The organism is Mesorhizobium sp. G2-6-1, from assembly GCF_055809095.1.
In genome coordinates this window covers 1,101,006-1,126,848 of record NZ_CM147896.1, presented here as the reverse complement: position 1 = coordinate 1,126,848, position 25,843 = coordinate 1,101,006, and the positions used below count along the sequence as shown (strand labels likewise).

At 57.0% G+C, this 25,843-nt stretch carries 26 protein-coding genes and 1 other RNA gene; 15 read left to right on the top strand and 12 right to left on the bottom strand.

The features are described 5' to 3' along the window. Positions 1 to 163 precede the first annotated feature (163 nt). Genes AC0L7S_RS05390 through nagA form a run of 4 tightly spaced genes read left to right on the top strand, consistent with a single transcriptional unit; the run spans position 164 to position 4,017 of the window. Positions 164 to 1,048 carry a glucosamine kinase nucleotide-binding domain-containing protein gene (locus AC0L7S_RS05390; protein WP_473473418.1) on the top strand — a complete coding sequence of 295 codons (885 nt, stop codon included), beginning with the start codon at positions 164 to 166 and terminating at the stop codon, positions 1,046 to 1,048. After that, on the top strand, positions 1,041 to 1,838 hold the full coding sequence (locus tag AC0L7S_RS05385; protein ID WP_473473417.1) for a GntR family transcriptional regulator: 798 nt from the start codon (positions 1,041 to 1,043) through the stop codon (positions 1,836 to 1,838). The genes AC0L7S_RS05390 and AC0L7S_RS05385 overlap by 8 nt, the downstream gene beginning before the upstream one ends. Then, positions 1,835 to 2,857 (top strand): SIS domain-containing protein, encoded by a 1,023-nt coding sequence (locus tag AC0L7S_RS05380; RefSeq protein ID WP_473473416.1) that lies wholly within the window; start codon positions 1,835 to 1,837, stop codon positions 2,855 to 2,857. Before AC0L7S_RS05385 ends, AC0L7S_RS05380 begins: the two co-directional genes overlap by 4 nt. Then, entirely contained in the window at positions 2,854 to 4,017 is a 1,164-nt protein-coding gene (gene nagA / locus AC0L7S_RS05375; RefSeq protein WP_473473415.1) for an N-acetylglucosamine-6-phosphate deacetylase, read from the top strand. Before AC0L7S_RS05380 ends, nagA begins: the two co-directional genes overlap by 4 nt. Before the next feature lie 12 nt (positions 4,018 to 4,029). Here the strand turns inward: nagA and rpe are convergent, their stop codons facing one another. Further along, a complete protein-coding gene (gene rpe / locus AC0L7S_RS05370) occupies positions 4,030 to 4,710 on the bottom strand; it encodes a ribulose-phosphate 3-epimerase (RefSeq protein WP_473473414.1) in 681 nt (226 codons plus the stop codon). A gap of 296 nt (positions 4,711 to 5,006) precedes the next feature. Here rpe and AC0L7S_RS05365 point away from each other — a divergent pair, with 296 nt between their 5' ends. After that, on the top strand, positions 5,007 to 5,318 hold the full coding sequence (locus AC0L7S_RS05365) for a hypothetical protein (protein ID WP_473473413.1): 312 nt from the start codon (positions 5,007 to 5,009) through the stop codon (positions 5,316 to 5,318). A gap of 2 nt (positions 5,319 to 5,320) precedes the next feature. On the opposite strand, the gene AC0L7S_RS05360 is transcribed toward AC0L7S_RS05365, so the two are convergent. The 7 genes from AC0L7S_RS05360 to AC0L7S_RS05330 all read right to left on the bottom strand — a co-directional run bounded on the left by AC0L7S_RS05360 (position 5,321) and on the right by AC0L7S_RS05330 (position 14,861). After that, entirely contained in the window at positions 5,321 to 6,262 is a 942-nt protein-coding gene (locus AC0L7S_RS05360; protein WP_473474187.1) for a 2-hydroxyacid dehydrogenase, read from the bottom strand. Positions 6,263 to 6,304: 42 nt separating this feature from the next. Beyond that, complete coding sequence (locus AC0L7S_RS05355) at positions 6,305 to 7,933, bottom strand: ABC transporter ATP-binding protein (RefSeq protein WP_473473412.1); 1,629 nt, start codon at positions 7,931 to 7,933, stop codon at positions 6,305 to 6,307. Then, positions 7,930 to 9,081: an ABC transporter permease gene (locus tag AC0L7S_RS05350; protein WP_473473411.1), complete on the bottom strand. Its 1,152-nt coding sequence runs from the start codon at positions 9,079 to 9,081 to the stop codon at positions 7,930 to 7,932. Before AC0L7S_RS05350 ends, AC0L7S_RS05355 begins: the two co-directional genes overlap by 4 nt. Further along, complete coding sequence (locus AC0L7S_RS05345; protein WP_473473410.1) at positions 9,081 to 10,184, bottom strand: microcin C ABC transporter permease YejB; 1,104 nt, start codon at positions 10,182 to 10,184, stop codon at positions 9,081 to 9,083. Before AC0L7S_RS05345 ends, AC0L7S_RS05350 begins: the two co-directional genes overlap by 1 nt. Positions 10,185 to 10,214: 30 nt before the next feature. Further along, positions 10,215 to 12,083, bottom strand: coding sequence for an extracellular solute-binding protein (locus AC0L7S_RS05340; protein ID WP_473473409.1), 1,869 nt, complete (start codon positions 12,081 to 12,083; stop codon positions 10,215 to 10,217). Next, positions 12,083 to 13,966 carry an extracellular solute-binding protein gene (locus AC0L7S_RS05335; RefSeq protein ID WP_473473408.1) on the bottom strand — a complete coding sequence of 628 codons (1,884 nt, stop codon included), beginning with the start codon at positions 13,964 to 13,966 and terminating at the stop codon, positions 12,083 to 12,085. Before AC0L7S_RS05335 ends, AC0L7S_RS05340 begins: the two co-directional genes overlap by 1 nt. Positions 13,967 to 14,123: 157 nt before the next feature. Then, the gene (locus tag AC0L7S_RS05330) at positions 14,124 to 14,861 is read right to left on the bottom strand and encodes a c-type cytochrome (RefSeq protein ID WP_473473406.1); all 738 of its coding nucleotides are present in this window, start codon (positions 14,859 to 14,861) and stop codon (positions 14,124 to 14,126) included. 189 nt (positions 14,862 to 15,050) lie between these two features. Between AC0L7S_RS05330 and AC0L7S_RS05325 the strand changes: the two genes are divergently transcribed. Together AC0L7S_RS05325 and AC0L7S_RS05320 are read left to right on the top strand one after the other, a co-directional pair. After that, on the top strand, positions 15,051 to 15,779 hold the full coding sequence (locus AC0L7S_RS05325; RefSeq protein ID WP_473473405.1) for a 3-deoxy-manno-octulosonate cytidylyltransferase: 729 nt from the start codon (positions 15,051 to 15,053) through the stop codon (positions 15,777 to 15,779). A gap of 14 nt (positions 15,780 to 15,793) precedes the next feature. After that, positions 15,794 to 16,660, top strand: coding sequence for a prephenate dehydratase (locus AC0L7S_RS05320; protein WP_473473404.1), 867 nt, complete (start codon positions 15,794 to 15,796; stop codon positions 16,658 to 16,660). Positions 16,661 to 16,695: 35 nt separating this feature from the next. Here AC0L7S_RS05320 and nudC read toward each other — a convergent pair whose 3' ends face one another. Both nudC and AC0L7S_RS05310 read right to left on the bottom strand, forming a co-directional pair. Continuing rightward, positions 16,696 to 17,637, bottom strand: coding sequence for an NAD(+) diphosphatase (gene nudC, locus AC0L7S_RS05315; RefSeq protein WP_473473403.1), 942 nt, complete (start codon positions 17,635 to 17,637; stop codon positions 16,696 to 16,698). A gap of 36 nt (positions 17,638 to 17,673) precedes the next feature. Further along, positions 17,674 to 18,093, bottom strand: coding sequence for an HIT domain-containing protein (locus AC0L7S_RS05310; RefSeq protein ID WP_473473402.1), 420 nt, complete (start codon positions 18,091 to 18,093; stop codon positions 17,674 to 17,676). Between the two features lie 230 nt (positions 18,094 to 18,323). Here AC0L7S_RS05310 and ffs point away from each other — a divergent pair. The 4 genes from ffs to AC0L7S_RS05290 all read left to right on the top strand — a co-directional run bounded on the left by ffs (position 18,324) and on the right by AC0L7S_RS05290 (position 22,000). Then, positions 18,324 to 18,420, top strand: an RNA gene (ffs, locus tag AC0L7S_RS05305) — signal recognition particle sRNA small type. A gap of 208 nt (positions 18,421 to 18,628) precedes the next feature. Beyond that, entirely contained in the window at positions 18,629 to 20,440 is a 1,812-nt protein-coding gene (locus AC0L7S_RS05300; RefSeq protein WP_473473401.1) for a DNA polymerase III subunit gamma/tau, read from the top strand. Between the two features lie 33 nt (positions 20,441 to 20,473). After that, entirely contained in the window at positions 20,474 to 20,797 is a 324-nt protein-coding gene (locus tag AC0L7S_RS05295; RefSeq protein ID WP_473473400.1) for a YbaB/EbfC family nucleoid-associated protein, read from the top strand. 441 nt (positions 20,798 to 21,238) lie between these two features. After that, positions 21,239 to 22,000, top strand: a complete 762-nt coding sequence (locus AC0L7S_RS05290) for a cell wall hydrolase (RefSeq protein ID WP_473473399.1) — start codon at positions 21,239 to 21,241, stop codon at positions 21,998 to 22,000. Between the two features lie 157 nt (positions 22,001 to 22,157). Here AC0L7S_RS05290 and AC0L7S_RS05285 read toward each other — a convergent pair whose 3' ends face one another. Then, positions 22,158 to 23,012: a LysR family transcriptional regulator gene (locus tag AC0L7S_RS05285; protein ID WP_473473398.1), complete on the bottom strand. Its 855-nt coding sequence runs from the start codon at positions 23,010 to 23,012 to the stop codon at positions 22,158 to 22,160. Between the two features lie 90 nt (positions 23,013 to 23,102). Between AC0L7S_RS05285 and AC0L7S_RS05280 the strand changes: the two genes are divergently transcribed. Next, the gene (locus AC0L7S_RS05280) at positions 23,103 to 24,125 is read left to right on the top strand and encodes a permease (protein ID WP_473473397.1); all 1,023 of its coding nucleotides are present in this window, start codon (positions 23,103 to 23,105) and stop codon (positions 24,123 to 24,125) included. A gap of 69 nt (positions 24,126 to 24,194) precedes the next feature. Here the strand turns inward: AC0L7S_RS05280 and AC0L7S_RS05275 are convergent, their stop codons facing one another. Further along, on the bottom strand, positions 24,195 to 24,587 hold the full coding sequence (locus AC0L7S_RS05275) for a MerR family transcriptional regulator (RefSeq protein WP_473473396.1): 393 nt from the start codon (positions 24,585 to 24,587) through the stop codon (positions 24,195 to 24,197). Between the two features lie 156 nt (positions 24,588 to 24,743). Between AC0L7S_RS05275 and merF the strand changes: the two genes are divergently transcribed. The 3 genes from merF to recR all read left to right on the top strand — a co-directional run bounded on the left by merF (position 24,744) and on the right by recR (position 25,843). Then, on the top strand, positions 24,744 to 24,890 hold the full coding sequence (gene merF / locus AC0L7S_RS05270) for a mercury resistance system transport protein MerF (protein WP_473473395.1): 147 nt from the start codon (positions 24,744 to 24,746) through the stop codon (positions 24,888 to 24,890). After that, positions 24,887 to 25,093 carry a GDCCVxC domain-containing (seleno)protein gene (locus AC0L7S_RS05265; RefSeq protein WP_473473394.1) on the top strand — a complete coding sequence of 69 codons (207 nt, stop codon included), beginning with the start codon at positions 24,887 to 24,889 and terminating at the stop codon, positions 25,091 to 25,093. Before merF ends, AC0L7S_RS05265 begins: the two co-directional genes overlap by 4 nt. A 144-nt stretch (positions 25,094 to 25,237) precedes the next feature. Beyond that, positions 25,238 to 25,843, top strand: coding sequence for a recombination mediator RecR (recR, locus tag AC0L7S_RS05260; protein ID WP_473473393.1), 606 nt, complete (start codon positions 25,238 to 25,240; stop codon positions 25,841 to 25,843).

The window sequence follows — 25,843 nt, the reverse complement described above, 5'->3', positions numbered from 1 at the left end:
TACCACTTGTCTATATCCATTAACGAATTCATTTCGCGTAAATGGCACAGTCGGTAAAATAGGCAGCATTATCAATAAATTACAGCTTAATTACATCTTCATAAAAATTAAGCCTTGGATATTGGTATTTTATTGGTATTCTAAAATAAGAGGAGAAACAAAGTTGGACTTCGTGCTCGGCATAGATGGTGGCGGTACAAGTTGCAGGGCCGCGCTTGCGGCGTTGGACGGCACCGTGATCGGCCGGGCAAAAAGCGGCGCGGCCAACATTCGCACCGATTTGACCGGTGCCAGAACAAACATCGCCGAAGCCGCACGTCTGGCGTTTGTCGATGCGGCGCTGGACCCGGCCTTGATCGCGCAGACACCAGCCGTACTTGGTCTGGCCGGTGCCAATGTAGGCACCTATCGCCAGCAACTGCAAGCCATACTGCCTTTTGGCGACAGCCGGGTCGTGACGGATGCGGAAATTGCGCTTGAAGGCGCTATTGGTGCTGGCGATGGAGCGATTGCCGTGCTCGGCACCGGTACTGCCTATATGGTGCGCAATAACGGAAAAACCCGTGCCGTCGGTGGCTGGGGGTTTCTCATTGGTGATCAGGGCGGCGGCGCGCGTATCGGTCGCGACCTTCTGGAAAAAACCTTGCTGGCACATGACGGCATTTGCCCTTCGTCGCCTTTGACCAATGAAATTCTTCAGGTGTTTCGTGGCCAGCCGCAGGATGTCGTGGAGTTCACAACCAACGCGACTCCCGGCGATTTCGGCGGCTTTGCGCCGAAGGTTTTCGATCATGCCGCAAAGGGTGACACCAATGCTGTCGCCATCATCGACAAGGCGGTCAACGAGGTCGAAGCGTCGCTTGCCATCCTTCATCTCGAAGCTGCCGACGCACTGTGCCTGCTTGGTGGATTGGCTCCGCTCTATGCACAACGGCTGGCGCCCGGACACAAAGCACGTCTTCGCCCACCTCAGGACGATGCACTTGGCGGTGCGGTGCGAATGGCTCAACGTCTCTTCGCCAGACCGCCGGAGAGCGCTCATGGTTGAAGCCACCGACCGGATATTCGCCAGTCTTAAGCAGTCGGGCCAGAGTGGAACGCCGCTCTACCTGCAATTGCGCAAGACCATTGAGGACGCCGTCAATCGCGGTCTGATTGGCCCGGGCGACGCTTTGCCATCCGAACGTGATATCGCGACCCAGGCCGATATTTCGCGTGTCACTGTGCGCAAGGCGGTGCAAGATCTCGTCAGGGGCGGTGTCCTTGTCCAGCGTCACGGTTCGGGGACATTCGTGGCCCCGCGCATGGAGCGCGTCGAGCAGTCCTTGTCGAGGCTCACCTCTTTCACCGAGGATATGGCCCGGCGTGGCATGACGGTCCATTCCACATGGCTTGATCGGGGCATTTTTGCACCGTCGCCGGACGAGATGATGGTTCTCGGCTTGTCCTCGAAAGAACTGGTATCGCGCGTGGCGCGGCTGCGCATTGCCGGTGAGACGCCCTTGGCTATTGAGCGGGCTTCGCTTTCGGCCAGCGTCTTGCCTGACCCCAATTCGATTGGTTCTTCACTCTATGCGGCTCTGGAAAAAACGGGCAACCGTCCTGTCCGGGCCGTTCAGCGCATTTCCGCTTCCAACCTCAATGAGTCCGATGCGCGACTACTTGAAGTGCCAGTGGGTGTTGCCGGTTTGCATATTGAGCGTATCTCTTATCTGGCCAGCGGCAAGGTGGTCGAGTTTACACGCTCGATCTACCGGGGAGATACATATGATTTCGTCGCGGAGTTGACCCTTGGCGGTCCCGCACACACCCTTAAACACGGATCATCAGTGCCATGAAGACACATATGCGCCGCGAAGTGGAGGAAATCCCGCAAGCAGTTGCGCGCCTGCTCGAGCGTTCAGGACCGGCCTTGATTGACGCAGGGCGCGGCATTCGCGACCGTGATCCGAATTTCATCGTCACCGTGGCGCGCGGTTCGTCTGATCATGCCGCCACCTTCCTGAAATATGCTGTCGAATTGACCGCCGGGCTTGCCGTGGCGTCGGTGGGACCATCGGTGGCTTCAATTTACGGTGCGAAACTCAGGCTGGACGGCTCCGCCTGTCTGGCCATTTCGCAATCAGGAAAAAGCCCGGACATCGTTGCCATGGCTGAAAGCGCGCGCGAGCGCGGCGCACTCACCATCGCCCTGACCAACGCCACCGGCTCGCCGCTGGCAAGCGTATCCGACCATGCAATCGACATTCACGCCGGGCCTGAACTCAGCGTTGCCGCGACCAAGACCTTCGTCAACTCAGCCGTGGCGGGGCTGGCCTTGATGGCGCATTGCACCGGCGACGATGCATTGCTCGCCGCTCTTCAGCGATTGCCCGGCCATTTGGCCACGGCAATTGATTGCGACTGGATGATGCTGGCAGGGGCGCTTGAAACACAGGGCTCCTTGTTCATTCTTGGACGCGGCCCCTCATTTGCAATGGCCAGTGAGGCAGCCCTGAAATTCAAAGAAACCTGCGCCATGCACGCTGAAGCTTACAGCGCGGCGGAAGTCATGCACGGGCCGCTCGCACTGGTCGGGCCGAGTTTCCCGGTTCTGGCCTTGGCGGCACGTGATGCCTCGCAGCAATCCGTTGCCGAAACCGCCGATGCACTGGCGCTAAAGGCAGCAGCGGTCTTTGCCACCAGCGATCTTGTCAAAAATGCAAAAATCTTGCCTTTCGTCGCAACCGGCCATCCGCTCACCGATCCTCTGGCGTTGATCGTTTCTTTCTATGCATTTGTCGAAGCTTTTGCGCGTCACCGTGGCCTTGACCCCGATGCGCCGCCCAACCTTCACAAGGTGACGGAAACGCTATGAACGGGCACTATGCATTATCGGGTGCCCGCATTTTCGATGGCAACCAGTGGCACGACAAGTGCAGCCTCGTCGTGCAAGACGGTCTTGTCGAGGCAATTGTCCCTCTTGGGGTGGATATCGCCGGAGCCAGTGTCATTGATCTGCAAGGCGGCATTGTTGCGCCCGGTTTCATTGATCTTCAGGTCAATGGCGGCGGCGGCGTCATGTTGAACGACCATCCCGATCTCGCTTCCATTCGCACAATATGTGCCGCCCACGCGCCGTTTGGCACGACAGCGCTGTTGCCGACATTGATTACCGATACGCCTGAAATCACGGCCGCAGCGGTGTCCGCAGGCGCTGAGGCTTCGCGTCAGCACGTCAAAGGCTTCCTCGGATTGCATCTGGAAGGCCCGCATCTGTCGCTGGCCCGCAAAGGCGCACATGACCCGGCGCTCATCCGCCCCATGACAGATGCCGATCAGGCATTGCTGATTGCAGCACGCCAACAACTCCCGGTTCTGTTGACGACAATCGCACCTGAATCGGTTGCGGCAAAGCAGGTGGAAGCTTTGGTAAAAGCAGGCATCGTCGTCAGCCTTGGCCACTCCGATGCCGCCTATGCAACAGCCTGCCTCTATGCCGAGGCCGGCGCGTCGATGGTCACGCATCTGTTTAACGCCATGAGCCAAATCGGCAATCGCGAGCCGGGGCTGGCAGGTGCGGCCATTGATGTCGGCACGTTCGCCGCAGGTCTGATTGCGGACGGTATCCACGTCGATCCAGCAACAATCGCCATTGCGTTGCGCGCCAAGAATGGTCCTGCAAAGGTGGTCCTCGTCACCGATGCGATGGCAACAATCGGCACGGACATGATGTCGTTTTCACTCAATGGCCGCACGATCTATCGCAAGGATGGCAGTTTGCGGCTTGCCGATGGAACGCTCGCCGGTGCCGATCTCGACATGATCTCGGCGGTTCGTTTCATGCACACCACAATCGGTCTGGAACTTGGCGAGGCGCTACGTATGGCCTCAACCTATCCGGCACAAATAGTCGGCCAATCCCATAGGTTTGGCCGGTTTGATGCGGGCATGGCGGCAAATATCGTCGCACTTTCCGATGACCTGACGGTCAAAACTGTCTGGATTGAAGGTGAGCAGGTATTTCAACCCAATTGATACGCCTCGCAACTACCGTTTTGCAGCGGCGTCGCCCGCTTTGCGGATGGCATCTATGTTGGCGCGGTAGCTTTCCACGCTGTTGCCCTTGAAAATCGCAGCCCCGGCGACAAGCACGTCCGCTCCTGCCGCTGTAACCAGCGGAGCGGTTTCCGGCGAAACGCCGCCATCAATCTCGATGCGAATAGGCCGCTCACCGATAAGCGCTTTCACGCGCTTCACCTTTTCCACCATTGCAGGAATAAAAGCCTGCCCGCCAAAGCCGGGATTGACCGTCATGATCAGGACCAGGTCGAGCCGGTCCAGCACATGTTCAATGGCACTTTCCGGTGTCGCCGGATTGAGCGATACGCCAGCCTTCTTGCCGAGATTGCGGATGGTTTGCAGCGAGCGGTCGAGATGTGGACCGGCCTCCGCATGAACCGTCAGCCCGTCGCAACCGGCATCGGCAAAAGCGGCGAGATAAGGATCGGCTGGCGCGATCATCAAATGGCAATCGAAATATGCTTTCGTGCGGTTGCGGATTGCCTTTATCACCGCTGGTCCGAAGGTAATGTTTGGCACAAAATGACCATCCATGACGTCGAGATGGATCCAGTCGGCGCCCGCAGCCACCACTGTTTCCACTTCGTCGCCCAGCTTTGAGAAGTCCGACGCCAATACCGATGGTGCAATCAGGGTCTTTCCACTCATGAGACGGCCTTTCGATGGTGTGTCTGTCTGCGACGCTGGCTTGCTACCTGTCGTCCCGAAATTGTGCAGCACTTTTGGGGCAACAAGCATGAAAACAAAGGTTTGAAGCGCGCTGCATGATCTCTTCAAACACGACGTGCTTTAATGGCCGCGGGGACGCTTGTCGAGTGCGCCGCTTGAGGCGCGCTGCCAGCAAATGTTCCAGCCACTACAATGCCAAATTTCTGTACGATTGAAACGAATGTTTCGTGCGCCGGATTGAAAGGGGAAACATGCACAAATGCATGGGAGCGCTGTTGCTTAGCTTGCTGGTGTCAGGCTGCGCCAACTCGCTGGTGGAAAATCAGGACCGCAATGTGGAATCGTCTCTTCCATATGACAGCGTCGCCTGCGCCGATCTTCTGGCGCAGCGAGATGGACTGTCGCAGCAATTTGACCTGCCCACCGACGCCAAGCCGGTCTTCATGAAACTTCCCGATGATGTAGCGCCATTGGTCCCCGATATTCGTTCAAAGCGTCGGCGCGAGGTGGAAAAAGCACGCGGAGAGATCGACGCCATGAACCGCTCGCTCACGCGACGCAGATGCGTTGATGAAAAGGGGTCCTGACCCTAATACCCCGCACTCCGGTCCACGAGATTCTGCAACGGCTCGCCGCGCTCAAAGGCGGACATTTGCTCAAGCATCGACGGAACGAGATGAGCGGGGTCGGATGTCGCCGCCGCATGCGGGGTGATGAATATTTTCGGATGGTTCCATATCGGACTGGTTCTGGGCAATGGCTCGACCTCGAACACATCAAGGCTTGCTTCCTTCAATGTGCCATCATCCAGCGCCCGTAAAATATCCGCATCTTTCTGTAACAGGCCACGCCCGGCATTGATCAGGATCGAACCGCCGAGGCCGTTGCGTTTCCGCAGTTCCTTGAGCAATCCGTAATTGACGATACCCTTCGTTGCCGGTGTCAGCGGCAAAAGCACCACCAGAATATCCGTGGCGTTGAGGAACGGGATCAAGCCGCTGTCGCCGGCGAATGTAGAGACACCCGCCATCGACTGACCCGAACGCGACCAGCCATTGACGCAAAAGCCAAGCGAAAGCAGGGCGCTTGCCGCTGAACGGCCAAGGCTGCCAAAGCCCATAATGCCGACCGAAATATCGCTCGAAGGCCGTTGCGGCGCTTCGTGCCAGATTTTCTTGCGTTGCTGGTGTTGGTAAAGCATGGCCTGTCGGTGATGGTCGATGACGCGCCACACCACGAACTCGGTCATATGTTGCGTCAAATTGTCGGCCACCACTTTGACAATCGGCACATCCGGCACGCTGGGGTCGGCGAAAACATGATCGACGCCTGCGCCGATCGAGAAAATTGCGCGCAGGTTCGGCAGACCTGAGAGAAGGTTGGGTTTCTGTTTCCAGACAACGGCATAATTTATCGACGGGTCATTCGGCCCATCCGGCTCCAACACGACGTCGCGCTCGGCTGAAAGCAGTTCATGCCAGCGTTGCGGGTGGAAGCCGGTCACCGCAAGCAATACGCGGCCTTTTTCCATGGTGGGCATGATTATTACGTTCCTCTATGCCAGTCTCGGACCCTAATCGCTGACCACACCAGCCGGTGCCGTCTCGATCTTGAATGCCGCCGATATAAGTGCCCGCGTGTAGTCGGATTGCGGCGTTTCAAAAATCTGCTCGGAAGGGCCAGCCTCGACGATCTTTCCGTTGCGCATGACAATAACATGGTTGGCGAGCGCCCGAACCACTTTCAGGTCATGGCTGATGAACAGATAGGCAAGATTGTGCCGGGTTTGAAGGTCACGCAAAAGGTCGACCACCTGCGCCTGCACGCTCATGTCCAGCGCCGAGGTAGGTTCGTCGAGCATGACGAAACGCGGTTTGAGCACCATGGCGCGTGCAATGGCGATGCGCTGGCGCTGACCGCCGGAGAATTCATGCGGATAGCGAAAGCGCGTGGCGTGGTCGAGGCCAACTTCGGTCAGCACATCGACGACACGCTGGTCACGCTGTTCAGCCGATAGTTTCGACTCATGGATTTTCAACCCTTCCTCGATGATCTCCGACACGGACATGCGCGGGCTGAGCGATCCGTAAGGGTCCTGGAAAACGATCTGCAACTCCCGCCGCAGCGGGCGCATGTCATTGAACGACAGGCTGTTGATGTCGCGCCCGTTGAACTGAATTGAGCCTGTCGAGGAAATCATCCGGGCAAGCGCAAGGCCGAGCGTCGTCTTGCCAGATCCCGATTCGCCCACGACACCGAGCGTCTGGCCGGCGCGCACGGTCACATTGATGCCGTCAACCGCCTTGACGTGGTCGACCGTCTTGCGAAAAAAGCCCTGCTTGATCGGGAACCAGACCTTGACGTCCTCGCCTGTCATCACTGGTGCGGCGTTATCGTCGGCGGCAGGTGGCTGTCCTTTGGGTTCGGCGGCAAGCAGATGGCGCGTATAGGCGTGCTGCGGATTGTCGAAGATTTCGCGCGTTGCCCCGGTTTCGACGATCTTGCCTTCCGTCATGACGCAGACCCGGTCGGCAATCTTCCTGACGATACCCAGATCATGTGTAATGAACAGCATCGACATGCCTTGGCGGGCTTTCAAACCTGCGAGCAGTTCGAGAATTTGCGCCTGCACGGTCACATCGAGCGCCGTGGTCGGTTCGTCAGCGATCAGCAATTCGGGTTCGTTGGCAAGCGCCATGGCAATCATGACGCGTTGGCGCTGGCCGCCGGAAAGTTGGTGGGGATAGGCGTTGAGCCGCTTTTGCGGATCACGGATGCCAACTTCGTTCAACAATTCGAGCGTTCGCTCCTGCGCCTGGCGAACGCCCATGCCCTGATGCAGCTTCAGCACTTCGACAATCTGCTGTTCGATTGTGTGCAGCGGGTTGAGCGATGTCATCGGCTCTTGAAAGATCATCGTGATCTTGTTGCCACGGACCTGGCGCAATCCCTTTTCGTCAAGGCCGAGAAGGTTCTTGCCGTCAAACTGAATCTCGCCGGAAGGATGGCTGGCGCTGGGGTAGGGCAGCAGTTTCAGCACCGACAGCGCTGACACCGATTTACCTGAGCCGGATTCACCGACCAGCGCCACCGTCTCGCCCTTGGCAATGTCGAACGAAATGCCATCGACCGCCACTGATTGCCGCCCGCCTTGGCTAAAGGCGACGGACAGTTTTCGAACCGAGAGAAGCGGGGCGCTCACTTGAACGTCTTTCTTGGATCGAAGGCGTCGCGCGTTGCCTCGCCAATGAAGATCAGCAGCGACAGCATGATCGACAAGGTGGCAAAGCCGGTAATGCCAAGCCACGGAGCGTTGAGATTGCGCTGGCCCTGTTTCAGCAATTCGCCAAGTGATGCCGAACCCGGCGGCAGGCCGAAACCGAGAAAGTCGAGCGAGGTCAAGGTTGAAATCGAGCCGTTGAGAATGAAGGGCAGGAAGGTCAGCGTCGCCACCATTGCATTGGGCAGAAGATGGCGAAACATGATGGTGCGGTTGGGCACGCCGAGCGCGCGCGCCGCGTTGACATATTCAAAATTGCGGGCGCGCAAAAATTCGGCCCGCACCACGCCGACAAAGGCGACCCAGCTGAACAAAAGCATCAGGCCAAGCAGGATGAAAAAGCCGGGCGGCAGGATAGCAGCGATAATCAGCAGCAGGTAAAGCACCGGGATTGCCGACCATATTTCGATGAAGCGTTGGAAAATCAGATCGGTCCAGCCGCCGAAATAGCCCTGAACAGCCCCGGCCGAAACCCCGATCACCGCCGATCCTAATGTCAGGATCAGGCCAAACAGCACGGAAACGCGAAAGCCATATATGGCCCGTGCCAACACGTCGCGCGCCTGGTCGTCGGTGCCCAGCCAGTTCCAGTTGCCTCTATTGCAATTGGGGTCTGCCGCTCCTTGCGGATACTGGTTGCAGCGTGTCTCGATGTCATATTGCCAGGAAGGCTTGGCGGGCGCCGCTTCGGGAATGGCGTTGTTGACGGTCTGGTAGGAATAACGGATCGGCGGCCAGATCATCCAGCCATGGGCATTGATCTCATCCTGGATAACCGGATCGCGATAGTCGGTCACCGCATAAAAGCCGCCGAATTTCTCTTCCGGGTAGGCAACCAGAACCGGAACCAGAATTTCGCCCTTGTAGGAAACGATGACCGGTTTGTCGTTGGCAATGAACTCGGCAAAAAGCGACAGGATGAACAGGACGAGGAAAATCCACAGCGACCAGTAGCCGCGCCTGTTGGCCTTGAAACTGGCCCAGCGCCGCTGGTTGAGCGGTGACAGCCAGGGCCGGGGCGGGCGTTCCGTCAGCGTGCCGGTTTCGGCTTTCGGTTCAGCGGTCGCCATCACACGTCTCTGCGCTCAAAGTCGATACGCGGGTCGATCCACGTATAGGTGAGGTCGGAGATCAGGCTGATAAACAGGCCGATGAGCGAGAAGATGTAGAGATTGGCGAAAACCACCGGGTAGTCGCGCTCGATCACCGAGCGGAAACCGAGCAGGCCAAGCCCGTCGAGCGAGAAAATGTTCTCGATCAGCAGGGAGCCGGTAAAAAACGCCGAAATGAAAGCGCCGGGAAATCCGGCGATGACGATCAGCATGGCATTTCGGAACACATGACCATAGAGCACTTGGCGTTGTGACAGGCCCTTGGCCCGTGCTGTGACGACATATTGCTTGCGGATTTCATCGAGGAACGAGTTTTTCGTCAGCAAGGTCGTCGTTGCAAATGCCGACAACACCATTGCCGTCAGCGGCAAGGCAAGATGCCAGAAATAGTCGAGAATGCGTGCTGGCCACGACAATTGCTCCCAATTGTCGGATGTCAGGCCGCGCAACGGAAACCAGTCGTAAAACGAGCCGCCAGCAAACAGGATCATCAGGAGAATGGCGAAAAGAAAACCCGGAATGGCATAGGCGATAATGACGACACCGCTCGTCCAGACATCGAATGCCGAGCCGTCATTGACGGCTTTTCTGATACCGAGCGGGATCGAGATCAGGTAGGAAATCAGCGTAATCCAAAGGCCCAGCGAAATTGACACCGGCATTTTTTCGAGGATCAGGTCGACCACCGAAATATCGCGGAAATAACTGTCGCCGAAATCGAAACGGGAATAATCCCAGATCATCTTGCCAAAGCGTTCGAGCGGCGGCTTGTCGAAGCCGAACTGCTTTTCCAGCTTGGCGATGAATTCGGGATCGAGCCCCTGTGCGCCGCGATATTTTGAATTGACGTCGCCGCCCACGTCGAAATTGCTGGCACCGCTGTCATTGCCAGCGCCGCTGCCGAGGCGGTCGGCTGCATCGCCACCCTGACCGGTCAGCTTGGCGATTACCTGTTCCACCGGTCCGCCGGGCGCGAACTGGATGACGGCAAATGAAATCGCCATGATGCCCAGCAATGTCGGGATCATCAAAAGCACACGCCGCAGGATATAAGCACCCATCAGCTAGCTGATCCCGTCTGTATCGAACTGTCAGGCCTTGCCAATCTTTGCCGCCTTGTCCTTGTCAAACCACCACAGCGTCTCCACCGGAAAGCCGAAATCGGGTTTTGGCTCCTTGAAGCCAAATATGTCCCAAAAGGCAGCGCGGTGATTCGCCAGATAGTATGTTGGAATCCAGTCGAGGCGCGCGCGCAAGACCCGGTCGAGTGCGCGCAGCGCAATTATCAGTTCATCCCGGTCTGTCGCCTTGCCCGCCACTGCCACCAATGCATCGACAACAGCACTTTCGGTTCCCGGATAATTGCGCGTGCCCGGCCGTCTTGCCGCCCGTGAATGATAAAGCGATTCAAGGCTGTCGAGTGTTGGCGTCGCCCCGATCGAAGCGTTAAGCATGTCGAGATCGAAATCGAAGCTGCTTTGCCGCGTTTCGTACTGACTGCCATCGACGACCCGCACCGACGCGTCGATGCCAATCGTTTTCATGTTTTTTGCCCACGGCAGATAGATGCGCGAAAGTGCTTCATCATTCGCCAGCATTTCGGCGCGCAGGCGCTCGCCTTTTCCATCCACGAGAAATGAGCCGGAGCGTGTCCACCCGGCATCGGCAAGGAGTTTGGATGCTTCTCCAAGCAGTTTCCGGTCGCGCCCCGAGCCATCGGAAACAGGCTGCATGACGGCTTGCCCGAACACTTCGGGCGGCAATTCGCCCCGAAATGGTTCCAGAAGCGCCAGTTCCTCAGGTGAAGGCAGGCCATCGGCCCGAAAGTCAGAATTCTCGAAATTGGATTGAGATCGCTCATACGAGCCGGAAAACAGCGTCCTTCTGGTCCACTCGAAATCGAAGCACAGAGCAATTGCACGCCTCACCCGCACATCTTTGAAGTGTTCTCGGCGCTGGTTGAGCGCCACAGACTGCATGACCGGCCATTTCTCGCCCTCGAATTCGCGCTTTATGACCTTGCCTTCCTCAAGTGAAGGAAAGTCGTAGCCGGTCGTCCAGACGCGGGCGATGAATTCCTGCCGGAAGGTTGTATCGCCCTTCTTGAAGGCCTCGAAGCTTGCCTGTCGGTCGAGATAGAAGTCGATGCGGATGCGGTCAAAATTATTCTGCCCTCGATTGACCGGCAGATCGCGCCCCCAATAATCATCAACACGCTCATATTCGATGGTTCGGCCAGCCGAAACGCGCCCGACTTTGTAAGGGCCGGAACTGAGTGGCGGGGTCATTTGCGACGCTTCAAAATCGGTCTCGCTGTAATAGGCTTTCGAGACGATGGGCATGGTGGCGACGGTCAAAATAGTCTGCGACGACTGCTGGCCGCTAAATTCCAGCCTGACTGTCCGGGCATCGCTCGCCTTGGCGTCAACCAGTTCGCTTAGCGGCAATAAAAGGCTTGGATGCCCCTTTTCCTTGTAGAGCATCAGGGCAAAGGCCACATCTTGTGCGCTCAGCGGTGTCCCATCGTGCCAGCGCGCCTCTGGCCGGATCGTGAAGTCATAGCTGTTGCGATCATCGGAGATCGTGACGCTTTCAGCCAGAAGCCCATAGATGGCGTCCGGCTCATCGAGTGCGCGCACCATCAATGAATCGAAACACATCTCCATGCGCGGTGGGGCTTCCCCTTTCAGCGCAAAGGAATTCAATGTGTTGAAGGTCAATACGCTTTGGTTGAAGTTCCAGTTCGGCGGTGAAAAATTCATCACGCCGCCCTTTGGCGCATCGACGTTCACATAGTCGAACCGCGCAAAATCGGCGGCGTATTTCAAGTTGCCGAAGGCGGAAAGTCCGTGCAGCTTTTGGCCCGTCGGACTGTTGGCGAATGCGGTGTTTGGCAGCAACGCCGCACTGGCTGCCGCGCCACTCAATGCCAGAAATTCGCGCCGCCGCAGGGACGCCATCAATTGACGCTCTTATATTTGGAGGCCAGCGATTTTTCCTTGTCCGGGTCGATCCACCAGGAGTCGATATCCGCACCGATATAGGCAGGCTGCTTGTCAGGAATGCCGAATTTGTTCCAGTAGGCCAGCCAGACGACAGACCGATACCATTGCGGCACCACATAATAGTTCCACAACAGCACCCGATCGAGTGCATGGGTTGCCGCGACCAGATCATCGCGATCCGTTGCAAAGATGATTCGGTTCACCAGAGCATCGACGACCGGGTTCTTTATGCCGATCAGATTGCGTGAACCCGGTGTGTCCGCGGCTTTTGAACTCCAGAAATCGCGCTGCTCGTTGCCGGGAGAACTCGACTGGCCGAATTGCCCGGTCACCACGTCGAAATCGAACGTGTTGACCCGGTTGATATATTGGGTCTGGTCGATGATGCGCAGCGTGGCACCGACGCCAATCTTGCGCAGATTGGCGATGAACGGATTGGCGATGATCTGGTCGGTGTCGTTCCAGCCGAGAATTTCGAAATTGAAGGGCTCGCCGGTTTTCGAGTTGACCATCTTGCCGCCTTTGATGACCCATCCGGCCTTGGCGAACAGATCGACAGCCATCTTCAGGTTCTTGCGTTCCGCCTGTGGCGAATCATAGACCGGCAATGTGAATTCCTGCGTGAACAATTCAGGCGGCAATTGATCGCGGTAAGGTTCCAGGATTGCCAGTTCCTTGGCCGATGGCAGGCCGCTCGAAGCCAGGTCGGTGCCTTGGAAATAACTCTTTGTCCGGGTGTTGAAGCCATAAAACAAGGTGCGGTTCATGCTTTCGAAGTCGAACGCATAGGTCAGTGCTTCACGCACAAGGCGGTCCTGAAATTGCGCCCGGCGTTGGTTCAGTACAAACGCCTGCATCGGCTCCGGCGATTGCGTCTTGAACTCTTTCTTGATGACGTCGCCCGCCTTCAGCGCCGGAAAATTGTAGAAAGTTGCCCAGCGCCGTGAACTCGATTCGCGGTTGATGTCTTCGAGGCCGCCCTTGGTAAAGGCAAGCCACGCCGCGTTATCATCGAGAATGTAGCTGTAGCGGCGTGTGTCGAAGTTTTCGCGGCCGATCTTCACTGGCAATTTTGCGGCCCAATAGTCGGGAACGCGTTGCCATTCGATTTCGGTGCCCGGTTTGAAATCGACGACCTTGTAGGCTGCCGAGCCGAGCGGCGCTTCCAGGGTTGGTCTGGTGATGTCGCGCTTCTTGCCGTTGGCGTCCGTTCCTTCCCACCAATGCTTGGGCAGAACCACGAGGTCGCCCAGTATCTTTGGCAGTTCGCGGTTGCCTTTCTGGTCGAACTGGAATTTCACCTCACGATCAGACACGGCAATCGCATCGGTGACATTCTCGAAATAGCGATTATAGAGCGGGCTGTTTTCCTTCAGCACATTGAACGACCAGATCACGTCATCGACGGTTATCGGCTGCCCGTCATGCCATTTTGCACGCGGATCGAGCCGATACGTGGCTGAAGAAAAATCGTCCGGATATTTATAGGCATCGGCAATCAGCGGATGGCTGACACTGCCTTCATCCGTTGCCTGCTCCATCAACGTATCATAGAGCAACCCGCCGCCGAATGCGGCAAACCCTGCTGCCGGCGTTCCCTGGACAATATAGGGATTGAAACTGTCGAACGTGCCAAGCACCGTCGAATTCAGCGTCCCGCCTTTGGGTGCATCCGGGTTGACATAGTCGTAGTGCTGGAAGTCGTCGCCATATTTGGACGGGCCGGTCAGCGACGATGTTGTGTGCCATTCGTCCGCTGCCGCAAAAGCGCATCCACACCACAATAGCACACTTATCAGCGCGGCTCTCAAAACGCTGGTGGTCAGGCAAACCTGCATACACATTCCCCAGTTCGGATGATTTCCATCAACAAACTAGAGCATTCGTTGCGCATGGAAACCGTGCTTGGCGCCTTTGCCAGCACATATGCGTGATTTTCAGCAAAAAAGCCGGGAATAACCCGGCCTTTTCATGAGTCTATGTAGTGTTGAAGAATTATTGTGCCGGTTCTGTGGCTGGTGCCGCGTCCTTTGCGGGTTCTGCGGCTGGCGCTTCATCTGTCGCCGGTGCTGGCTCGGTCGCTGGCGCTGCATCTTTTGTCGGTTCTGCGGCTGGCGCGTCACCTGTCGCCGCGGCTGGCTCGGCCGCAGGCGCTGCTGCGGGCTCGGCCGCAGGCGCTGCTGCGGGCTCAGGCAATGGTTCGGGCGTGTCTGCCAGTGTGCGCAAGAAGGCAATGAGATCGGCGCGATCTTCCTCTTTCTTCAGACCTGCAAAGCCCATTGCCGTGCCTTTTACGAATTTCCTGGGCGACGTGAGGAAATGGTTGAGATTGTCGTAAGTCCATTTTTCCGCGCCGTCATTGGAGAATCCTCTCATGCCCGACGAATAGGAAAAGCCCTCATGTTCGCCGACGGGGCGATCAATGATATTCCACAGGTCGGGGCCAACCTTGTTGGGGCCGCCCTTCTCGCCGGAATGGCAGGCTTGGCATTTCTTGAAAATGGCAGCACCCTTATCGGGATCGGCGCTGACCAACAGGTTTGCAATGGGTGTTTCTGCCTTGGCCTCAGAGGCCGATGCATCTGTCGGCGCTTCGCTCGCCTCGATGATGAAACCAGGCTTGTCAGGGTTTGGCGATGCGAACAGGGCATCCGATATGATGCCGACAGAAAATACGATGAATACTGTTCCAAGCAATCCGCCGAGCAGCTTGTTGATTTCGAATGAGTCCATGTGCCCCAAGCTCCCTTTTCCGGCTGACTGATCCGTCTATCGGTCATCGGTACGAGGCCGTTCAACGCGAACAGCCAAATCGCGCGGAAACTAGGTCTTTTGCTCTGCTCTTGCAACACCTATAAGGACGCTACCAGTGAGACCTTTTGACACTTTTGGTCTCTCGATTTTCGGAACCACTGCCACCTCATGTCAACGCTGATCCTGATTCCGGCCCGTATGGCCTCCACCCGACTGCCGGGCAAACCCCTTGCCGACATGGCTGGCGCGCCGATGATCGTGCATGTTGCGCGCCGCGCTGCTGAAAGCGGTGTCGGGCGCGTCGCCGTCGCCACCGATACGCCAAGCGTGGCCGAGGCCGTGCGCGCGCATGGTTTCGATGCCGTAATGACCCGTATGGATCATGAAACGGGCTCGGATCGAATTTTCGAAGCGTTGACCGCGCTGGACCCCGACCACCGGGTCGAAACGGTCGTCAACGTGCAGGGCGACCTGCCAACGCTCGACCCGCAAAGCATAAATTCGGCGCTGCGGCCCTTTGAAGATCCGCTCGTCGATATCGCAACACTGGGTGTCGAAATTGTCCGTGACGAAGAAAAATCAAATCCGAATGTCGTCAAGATTGTCGGGTCGCCGCGATCGCAGACACGATTGAAAGCACTCTATTTCACCCGCGCCACCGCTCCGTGGGGAGATGGCCCGCTCTACCATCACGTCGGGCTCTACGCGTATCGCAGGGCCGCGCTTGAACGCTTCGTTGGCTTGAAGCCCTCGGTTCTGGAGCGCCGCGAGCGGCTCGAACAATTGCGCGCGCTGGAAGCTGGCATGCGCATTGATGCCGAGATCGTTGAATCCGTGCCGCTTGGCGTCGATACGCCGGATGATCTAGAACGCGCCAGAAAAATTCTTTCCAGATAGTGCAGGACCCGAAAATGCCAGAAAAAACAAACAAAATCGCCTTCCAGGGCGAGCCGGGTGCGAATTCCGATACGGCGTGCCGCAATGTCTTTCCCACGATGGAACCGCTGCCGCGCCCGACTTTCGAAGATGCCTTCAACGCGGTGGAGACCGGTAAGGCCGATCTTGCGATGATCCCGATCGAAAACACGATCGCCGGGCGGGTCGCCGACATTCACTACCTCCTGCCAGAATCGAAATTGCACGTGGTTGGCGAGTATTTTTTGCCGATCCATTTCCAGTTGATGGTGCTGCCGGGCGTGAAGCGCGAGGAAATCAAGTCGGTTCACAGCCACATCCATGCGCTTGGCCAATGCCGCAAATACATCCGCAAAAATGGCTGGAAGCCGATGGTTGCGGGCGACACGGCAGGGGCTGCCAAGCTGGTCGCTGAAAAGCAGGACCGGACGATGGCCGCATTGGCACCGTCTCTGGCGTCAAGCCTCTACAATCTGGATGTGCTGGAAAAAAACGTCGAAGACACGGAAAAGAACATCACGCGCTTTGTCGTCTTGTCCAGGGGAAAGAACTGGGCCGAACGGGCAGGCAACGACGCGGCGATGATGACGACTTTCGTCTTTCGTGTTCGCAACGTTCCGGCGGCTCTTTACAAGGCAATGGGCGGCTTTGCCACCAATGGCGTCAACATGACCAAGCTGGAAAGCTACCAATTGGGCGGTGGGTTCACCGCCACCCAGTTCTATGCCGACATTGAAGGCCATCCAGACGATGCAAATGTGGCGTTGGCGTTGGAAGAATTGCGCTTTTTCTCACGCGAAGTGCGCATTCTTGGCGTCTATGAGGCCAACGAATACCGGGCTTCCCAAGGCGTCCATTACTGAGGCGAACAAAAGCGAATAGGCGTCGCGACGGTCGCCTATTCGCTGTCGACCCATGCGCGGATGAGATGGTGGGCAATTGCGCCCCTCGGCGGCGTAATCAGATTGTCGGGATGCGTCCGCGCCAGCATCAGGCGCACCTCGTCGCGCACAAACCAGCGGCAATCCTCCAACTCGGTCAGATCTGCCTGTATGTCTTCATTGAGCGGTTCGCCAAAGCAGCCGATCATCAGCGAATAGGGAAAAGGCCACGGTTGGCTGGCATGATAGACGACGCGGCCAAGCCTGATGCCAGCCTCTTCGAGCGTTTCGCGGCGCACCGCGTTTTCAATCGTCTCGCCCGGTTCAATGAAACCGGCAAGTGCTGAATACATGCCCTCGATGAAATGACGGCTCCGGCCAAGCAGGCATTTTTCCCGCGTCGCCGTCAGCATGATCGCCACCGGGTCGGTGCGCGGAAAATGATCGGTGCCGCATGTGCCGCAATGGCGCCGATATCCGCCGACAGTTGGCAATGTTTGTGCCCCGCATTTGCCGCAAAAGCGATGGCTGACATGCCATGCGAGAAGGGCGGAGCCTTGCGCCAGCGCGCCAAGCGTCGCCTCGTCGACAAGACCCTGCATATAGGCCGAGCGATAATCGACGGCCTTGGTCGTTTCCGGCAATTGTTCTGGATCAAGCTCCACCGGCACGGCAAGAACTGGGATTGCCTTTGAATATCCGAGTAAAATGGCATCCTCGAGCTTGGCTTGAAGATTGCCGCATTCCGCCAGGCTGAACCAAGCGTTGAAAACATCGCCGCTCTGCTTGATGAAAATCCGGCCATCGCGCATGGCGAGAAACCGGGCCGAGGGGTTGGCAAGCGCCGTTTCGAGGCAATCGTCAGCGCGATTTTCCGATTGCCGGTCGATATCGTTTGCCGAAAAGCCAACGAAATGACTGGCTTCGACTGGCGGCGCGTCAAAAAGGTGAAACGTCATTGAGTCTCGAAAAAGGATAAATGGATCAAGCCGCCCTTATAACGCTGCCTTGATCGTTTCGGCAAATTGGTGAAGCGCAATGCGTTCATAAGGTTCGCGCATGCCATGCCCCCACACCGGTCCGGGCCACGCCGCGTCATTTTCCGAGCGCGCGATGATGTGGACATGCAACTGGCGCACGATGTTGCCAAGTGCGGCAGTGTTGATCTTGGTGCAGCCGGTGGCATTCTTCAGGGCTTGCGCGACCATGTTTATCTCGAAGGTCAGCATTGCCTGATCGAGCGGTGCCATATCGTGAATTTCTTCCGCGCCGGGGCGCCGAGGCACCAGTATCAGCCAAGGCCAGCGGCTGTCATTCATGACCCTCAGTTCACACAACCCCAGCCACATCACTTGTTCGCTGTCCGCCTCCAGACGCGCATCAAGCGTGAAACCGGCCTTCGGGCCTGGCAGCATCGGCGTTTCCCCTCAATTCCACCACGTACCGTCATGAGCCGCAGCGATTTGCCACCAAGCCCACGAAATCCAACCTCGTGACAATATCATATCCGCTGTGCCAGCACAGCTATTCCTGAAGCGGCTCGTCGGGCTACGCGGTTGCCCTGTTTTTGCCGCGTGGACCGATTGTGAGATCGAATTTTCCTCGTCACTTGCATTTCATTGCCGAATTGACGATATGGAGAGTGGGAGGTTGGTGGTGGACGATCCACTCGCCAACCGGGTCAGATCCGGAAGGAAGCAGCCCTAACGAGCCCGGAACGGGTCATTGTTCCAGCCTCCCACCTCTTCCCGACATTGACGGTGCGCCGCTGCGCGGGCAAAACTGAATTCGAGGATCAGGCCGCTCCAGTTGTGACACTGGAGCAATCCTGAGAAAAGTGTGCAACGGTTTTCTGTCCGCGATTGCGTAACAACAAATATTTGGGAGCGGCGCGGTGATTTTATCAAGCGCTGAACCGCTCTGGAGATTTACTGGGGAGCACTGCGGCCGATGAGCGAAGCCGGAAATCTCGAAACGGATAAAGCCGCAGGCGTCTATCGTGTGCTGGCGCGCAAATACCGTCCGGCAAATTTCTCCGAATTGATCGGCCAGGAGCCGATGGTGCGCACATTGACCAACGCCTTTGCCTCCGGCCGTATTGCCCAGGCATGGATGCTTACCGGTGTCCGCGGTGTTGGCAAGACAACGACGGCGCGGATATTGGCGCGCGCCTTGAACTACAAGACCGACACCATCGATCAGCCAAGCGTCGATCTGGCCGTATTGGGTGAGCATTGCAAGGCGATCATGGAAGGGCGTCATGTCGATGTCATCGAGATGGACGCCGCCTCGCACACCGGCATTGACGACATTCGCGATATTATCGAGCGTGTCCGCTATGCGCCGGTTTCGGCCCGTTACAAGGTCTATATCATCGACGAGGTGCATATGCTGTCGACGCAGGCGTTCAACGGCCTGCTCAAGACGCTTGAGGAACCACCGCCGCACGTCAAGTTCATCTTTGCCACTACCGAGATCAGGAAAGTGCCGATCACGGTGTTGTCGCGCTGCCAGCGCTTCGATCTAAGACGCATTGATGCAGGTGTGCTCGTTGCGCACCTTGCGTCCATCGCCCAGAAAGAAGGCATTTCCGTCGATGACGAAGCCTTGGCGATGATCGCCCGCGCTGCCGAGGGGTCGGCCCGTGATTCACTATCTATCCTCGATCAGGCGATCGCACATGGCGGCGAGGGTGTCTCGGCGGATGCGGTACGGGCGATGCTTGGTCTGGCCGACCGCACACGCATTGTCGATCTTTTCGAGCATTTGATGAAAGGTGACGTTGCCGCCGCTCTTTCAGAGTTCCGCGCCCAATATGATACGGGTGCCGACCCGGCTTCCGTCCTGACCGATCTTGCCGAGTTCAACCATCTCGTCACCCGGTTGCGCTTCGTGCCGTCCGCACTTGAGGACGCTTCGCTTTCCGAAGATGAGCGCAGCCGAGGTGCCGAATTTGCCGCAAAACTTTCGGTCAAAGTGCTGTCGCGTAGCTGGCAGATGCTGTTGAAAGGCATCCCCGAGGTTCAAAGCTCGAACCGCCCGGTGAGCGCCGCCGAAATGGTCATGATTCGCTTGGCATATGCCGCGGATATGCCGACGCTGGATGAAGCGTTGAAAACACTGGAAGGCGAGACACCGGCATCACCCGCCACGGCGGCTTCGAGCAGCAGTTCCGCCTCATCTGGCAGTTCCGCCAAAGCCAGTGCCGTGGCCCAGACCAGAATGTCAGGGGGAACTGGCGGCACCCAGACAATGAGATTGGTCGAGGCAGAACCCGCGGCTGAAATATTTCAGCCCTCACCAAAACCTGCTTTCGAGGAAAAAGCGGCGGTTCAGGTGAAGTCGCTCGCTGACATTGCCGCACTCGCCGACACCCATCGCGATATGGCCTTCAAGGTGTTGTTGAAGCGCTGTGTCAGGCTGGTTCACCTTGAACCCGGACGCATTGATGTCAATTTGACGGACGACGCACCAAAATTATTGCTCAACGATATGACCACCAAACTGCGCAACTGGACGGGCCGCAACTGGCTTGTCTCCTTGTCGAAGGATGAGGGTGGGCAGACTTTGACGGAAATGGAAACGGCCAAGCGCGACAATGCCATTCTCGATGCAAAAAGCGATCCGACGGTTGCGGCCATACTCTCCCGTTTTCCGGGCTCCAAAGTTATAGACGTGCGTATCCCTGATGCGGGGGATGCAGATGACGCCAATAATGATCTGACCGATGAACAATTGGCAGACGATGACGACGAAAACTGACATGTCAAACGATCGAACCGTAAAGGATGCGTGATGAAGGATCTTCTCGGCCTGATGGGAAAAGCCAAGGAAATGCAGGCCAAATTTGAGGCCATGCAGGGCGAAATCGCGGAGCTTGAGGCATCTGGACAGGCCGGTGGCGGTTTGGTCAATGTCACATTGAGCGGCAAGTTCGAAATGAAATCTCTGAAGATCGACCCGTCGCTGTTCAAGGAAGACGACGTTGAAATCCTCGAAGATTTGATCCTTGCCGCTCACAATGACGCAAAGGTCAAGGTTGAGGCCGAAATGCAGGAAAAGACCAAGGCGCTGACGGCTGGAATGCCTATTCCTCCCGGTATGAAGCTGCCTTTCTAACGCATGTCGCCCAAAAGTGTGGTGCGGTTTTGGGATGACGACATGCGTCAAGGAAAACGATGTCGCCCAAAAGTGTGGTGCGGTTTTGGGACAACGACATGCGTCAAGGAAAACGATGTCGCCCAAAAGTGTGGTGCGGCTTTGGGACAACGACATGCGTGCATTTGTTACGTAACGCTGGTGATGAGCAAAAGCCGCAATGAAAGCTGATCTCCCCACTTGAGGGGGAGATGCCACTTCTTGACCGACTCGGCAGGACAGAGGGGGAGCGAAACAACGCAAACCCAAATGCTACTGTAAAACGAAAGCATGGTACCCAATAATCTGAGCAGTTTTAGGCAGGGCGTTTGCGCTTTCTTGGGCCTTTGCCATTATTTTGCCTGAAAATATCTCATTCTGGCCATAACTGCGGGGGCGGTGCTAAGTGAAGAGGGATGTTTGTTGGCTGCCAAGCAATTGAGTGCACCCTATACTCTGGGTGCCCTGTTCTCCCTCGTCATTGTAGCCGGATGCAGCCAGACGACAGATGGCCTGTCCGTCGCCAGCCTGCCTGATGCCATCACGCTCACCTCGACCAAGGCGAACGCCTATTCCTACACAGCCAGGGACAAGGCCTGTCTGGAACGGGCCATGTTCTTTGAGTCCCGGCGTTCGAGCCGTGAGGGCATGATCGGTGTTGGCACCGTTGTCATGAACCGCCTCAGATCGGGCAAGCATGGCAACAGCATTTGCGGCGTAGTTGGCGAACGGGGGCAATTCGCGCCCGGCGTCATGACAAGACCCATGAACTCGAAAGCCATGCCTGACGTCGAGGCGGCGGCAGTTGCCGTTTTGAAGGGTGAACGGCATCCGAAAATAAAGAACGCGATGTTTTTCCACACGGCCGGGCTGAAATTCCCCTACAAGAATATGCACTATGTGGCGGTGGCCGGCGGCAACGCCTTTTATGAAAAGCGCGGCCGTAGATGGAAGCCGCTACCACCCGAAACCGAGACAACCGTGGCTATGGCCACGCCATCCATTACGATTGCCGCCGTGCAACCGGCAACGCCGGTAACGGCATCTGGCGCGTCGGCAAGCAGCGATACTCTGGTTGCAGCCATTCCCGATAACGCATCGACGCTCATGTCGTTCGAAGAAACGCCGGACAATACAAGCGCAATCGGAGCGTTGATCGTCGGGCAGGGGCAAGCCTTGCAATAGAGCAATTCCAGGAAAAGTGTGCAGCGATTTTCTGTCCGGGATTGCGAAAAAACAAATAGTTAGAGCTGCATTGCCTTGGCGCACTGTTCGTAAACGGCCTTTGTTTTTGTGCATGTCGTTGTCTGAAAAACCGCTGCACACTTTTGGGCGACATGCACTACGCCACCCCAAATGCCCTTCGTATCGCCATTTTCAATGCGTGGATTGGGGGCGTGGTGGCGTCCGGGCATAAACCCAGTACAAGATTGGAGACGGGCATGTCACCGAATCCATCGTCGGGTCCAAGCCGGCGTAAATTGTCGGTTATGCTCGTTTCACCCAACAATCCAACCGCGATGCCAGCTTCCAGTGCGGCGGTAACGCCTGCAACGCTTTGACTGGAATAGGCGATTCGAAAGGGACGCGCCGTCGCTCGCAGCGCCTCCAAAGCTGCGTCACGCCACCAGCAGTCTCGGTCGAACAGGGCAATCGGCAAAGGGTCGCGTGACAGAAGATCGTGATGGCGTGACACCATCCAGCAGGTTCGTTCCTGAAGCAGAACATCAAGTCCGGGATGCGAATGTTGTACTTCATAAATAGCAAGGTCCAATGCCCCTGACGCGAGTGCATCGGGAAACCCCGAACTCAAGGCGCAAGTGACATCGAGATCGACAAGCGGATGGGATTGCGCAAACTCCCCCACGATCTTGGAGAGCCTGTCCTTGCTCTGCTCATCGGGGATGCCAAGGCGCAGTTTGCCATGCAGATCGTCCGAGGTGAGATCGCGCAATGTCGCATCCAGCGTGCGACTGACCTCGCGCGCCACTGGCAACAGCCTCTCGCCCACGTCGCTCAGTACAACGCCGCGCCCGTGTCTGTCGAAAACCGGTCGACCCAGTATATTTTCCAGCTTCCTGATCTGCAGGCTGACGGCCGATTGAGACTTGTGGATACGTGCGGCACCTTCGGTGACACTCCCGGCGTCGGCGACCGTCAGAAATGAACGAAGAAGCTCGCTGTTCAGATAAGCCATCGGAAATCCTCATAGCTGAATTTCTAATAATCCGTTTCACATATGGCAGAACTACCCCCATGTTCAAAGCGCCGTTCCAAAGAGACCGCAATGTCCGAACAAATCCAAAGCACCAACCCTCGGAATTTCAAACTGATCCTGGTTCTCGGTTTGCTTGGATTGGCTATCGCTGGGTCGCTGATCTGGCCTCGTCAGGCTTGGGACATGGTTCAGTTCGTGGCCTTGGGTCTTGTCTCTGTCGCCCCGCTCGTCATTCCGGGCATCTTTCTGGTCGCCTGGATCATGGCCAGCGGCGCGGATGCCCATATCGCCCAGGCTTTTGAAGGGCGCACTGTTTACGCCATCATCGCGGCGTCAGTGATCGGGGCGATCACGCCGGTTTGCGGGGTAACCGTTCTGCCATTGATGGCCGGATTGCTGGCGGCCGGCATTCCGCTGGCGCCCGTCATGGCTTTCTGGCTGTCATCACCAATTACCGATCCGGCGATGTTGGCGACGACTGCTGCCACCCTCGGGGTCGGTTTCGCGCTCGGCAAGACGATTGCCGCCTTTGGTCTCGGCATATGGGGTGGGGCGATCACGTCGATCTTGTCGAAACGCGGCTGGGCCATCTCGCCCCTGCGCCGCAACGGGATCGTTGGCACCTTGTCGCAATGCGGTTGCGGAGCACCATTGTCTTTTGATGCAAGGGTATGGAAAGGCGCGGAGCGACGAGAGGTCTTTCGTCAGAATTTCGCCGCGACGACCCGCTTGATCCTGATTTGCCTCATCCCTGCTTTTGCCGCGGAATATGCGCTGAACGCCGTCTTGCAGCCCGACGCGCTGTCGGCCTATGTGGGATCTGATGTATGGTGGGCCATCCCCTTTGCCGTCTTTGTCGGCGCGCCTGCCTATCTCGACGGATACGCGGCGCTGCCGCTGACACGCGGGTTGATGGACCACGGCATGTCGCCGGGGGCGGCGATGGCTTTTCTGGTCTCAGGGGGTGTCGTCAGCATTTGGGGGGCAATGGCGATCTTTCCTGTTCTCAGGCTTAAACCGTTTATTCTATATCTTGCCCTTGCGGTTTCCGGGTCACTGATCGCAGGTTACATATTCGATTGGGTTGCGTGATCGCAGCATCAATGACCGATCAGGCTGATTTTCCAGCGTCCCCAGTCGCGCAGAGAAGGTTTTAGATGCTCAATTGGCAAACAGTTCTTGCAGCATCGGGCATTCTTTCCGCCCTTGATGACATGAAGCGACCAGTTCTGTCAGCGCAATTTCCATGCGTTTAAGATCAGCAATTTTGCTCCGCACCAATTTGAGGTTGTTCGCGCCGATGGCACCGGCTTCCTCGCATGTTCCCTCATCGGAATGGGAAAGTTTTAGCAAAGCCACAATGTCGGCAATGGAAAAGCCCAAATCCCGACAACGTTTCACAAAACGAAGCCTGGCAATCGATTCTGTATCGTAGTCTCGTCTGCCTGCCATTGTTCTGTCGGGCTTGGGCGTGATGCCTTCGCGCTCATAATAGCGAATGGTTTCGATACTCACGCCGCTTATTTGCGATGCCTTGCTGATCGGCCAACCCATTTGTTGTTGCTCCTGTAGTTCCTACAGGTTTTATAAACGATCAATAAGAATATGAAATCACCAATTGGCAGCCCGACATAAAGTGGCTGAGGCAATAAACATGAACAACAACAAATTGCTTGCATCAGGTCTTGTTGGCACGACCATTGCTGCTCTGTGCTGTTTCACCCTGTTCTGGTCATTCTGCTGGGAGCGCTCGGCCTGTCTGCAATCGTCGGATATCTCGATTATGTACTGCTGCCTGCTCTTGGCGTTTTCCTGCTCATCACCATTTACGCAATCTGGAAGCGAGCCATTGCATGACTGTCACAGTTTCGACCATTACCTGCCCGGATTGTGGGCATTCGGAAATGGAAACAATGCCGATTGACGCTTGCCAGTGGTTCTATGAGTGTAAGGGCTGCGGTGTGTTGCTAAAGCCCAAACAAGGGGATTGCTGCGTTTATTGCTCCTACGCAACGGTTGCATGCCCTCCAAAGCAGGAAGGCAAGTCTTGTTGCGGATGACCGTCGCATAAAGCTTCTTTTTCAGCGCCAAACGAGCAAAAAACACAGGCTTGCATGACCACGTGGCCGCCTGTAGCGGGCGATTTCAAACTCACGTACCACGCAGATATTTGCAACGCCGCGGAAAGATCATAAAACCGCGCAATGTCCAAGCGAATCGCCGGCCCCGAGATCGAACGACTGATTCAGCTTCTGGCCAAGGTGCCGGGGCTTGGGCCACGTTCGGCGCGCCGTGCCGCCCTTCATCTCATCAAGAAAAAAGATCAACTGCTTGCACCGCTTGCGCTCGCCATGGGCGAGGCGGTGGAAAAGGTGCGCATCTGCTCATCGTGCGGCAATGTCGATACGTCCGATCCCTGCATGATCTGCACAGATCCGCGCCGCGACCCCGCCAGCCTGATTGTTGTCGAAGATGTCTCCGACCTGTGGGCGCTTGAACGCGCTGCGGCGATGAATGTGCGCTACCATGTACTTGGCGGAACCTTGTCGCCGCTGGACGGTATCGGGCCGGAACAACTCAATATCCGCTCCCTTGTTGATCGTGTGGCCAGCGGCGAGGTGAAGGAAGTGATTTTGGCCGTCAACGCCACTGTCGAGGGGCAGACGACAGCGCATTATCTGACCGATCAGCTTGCCGGTTTGGAGGTCAGCGTCACCCGCCTCGCTCATGGTGTGCCGGTTGGCGGCGAACTCGATTATCTTGACGATGGGACGCTGACTGCGGCGCTGAAATCGCGTACCGTATTTTGA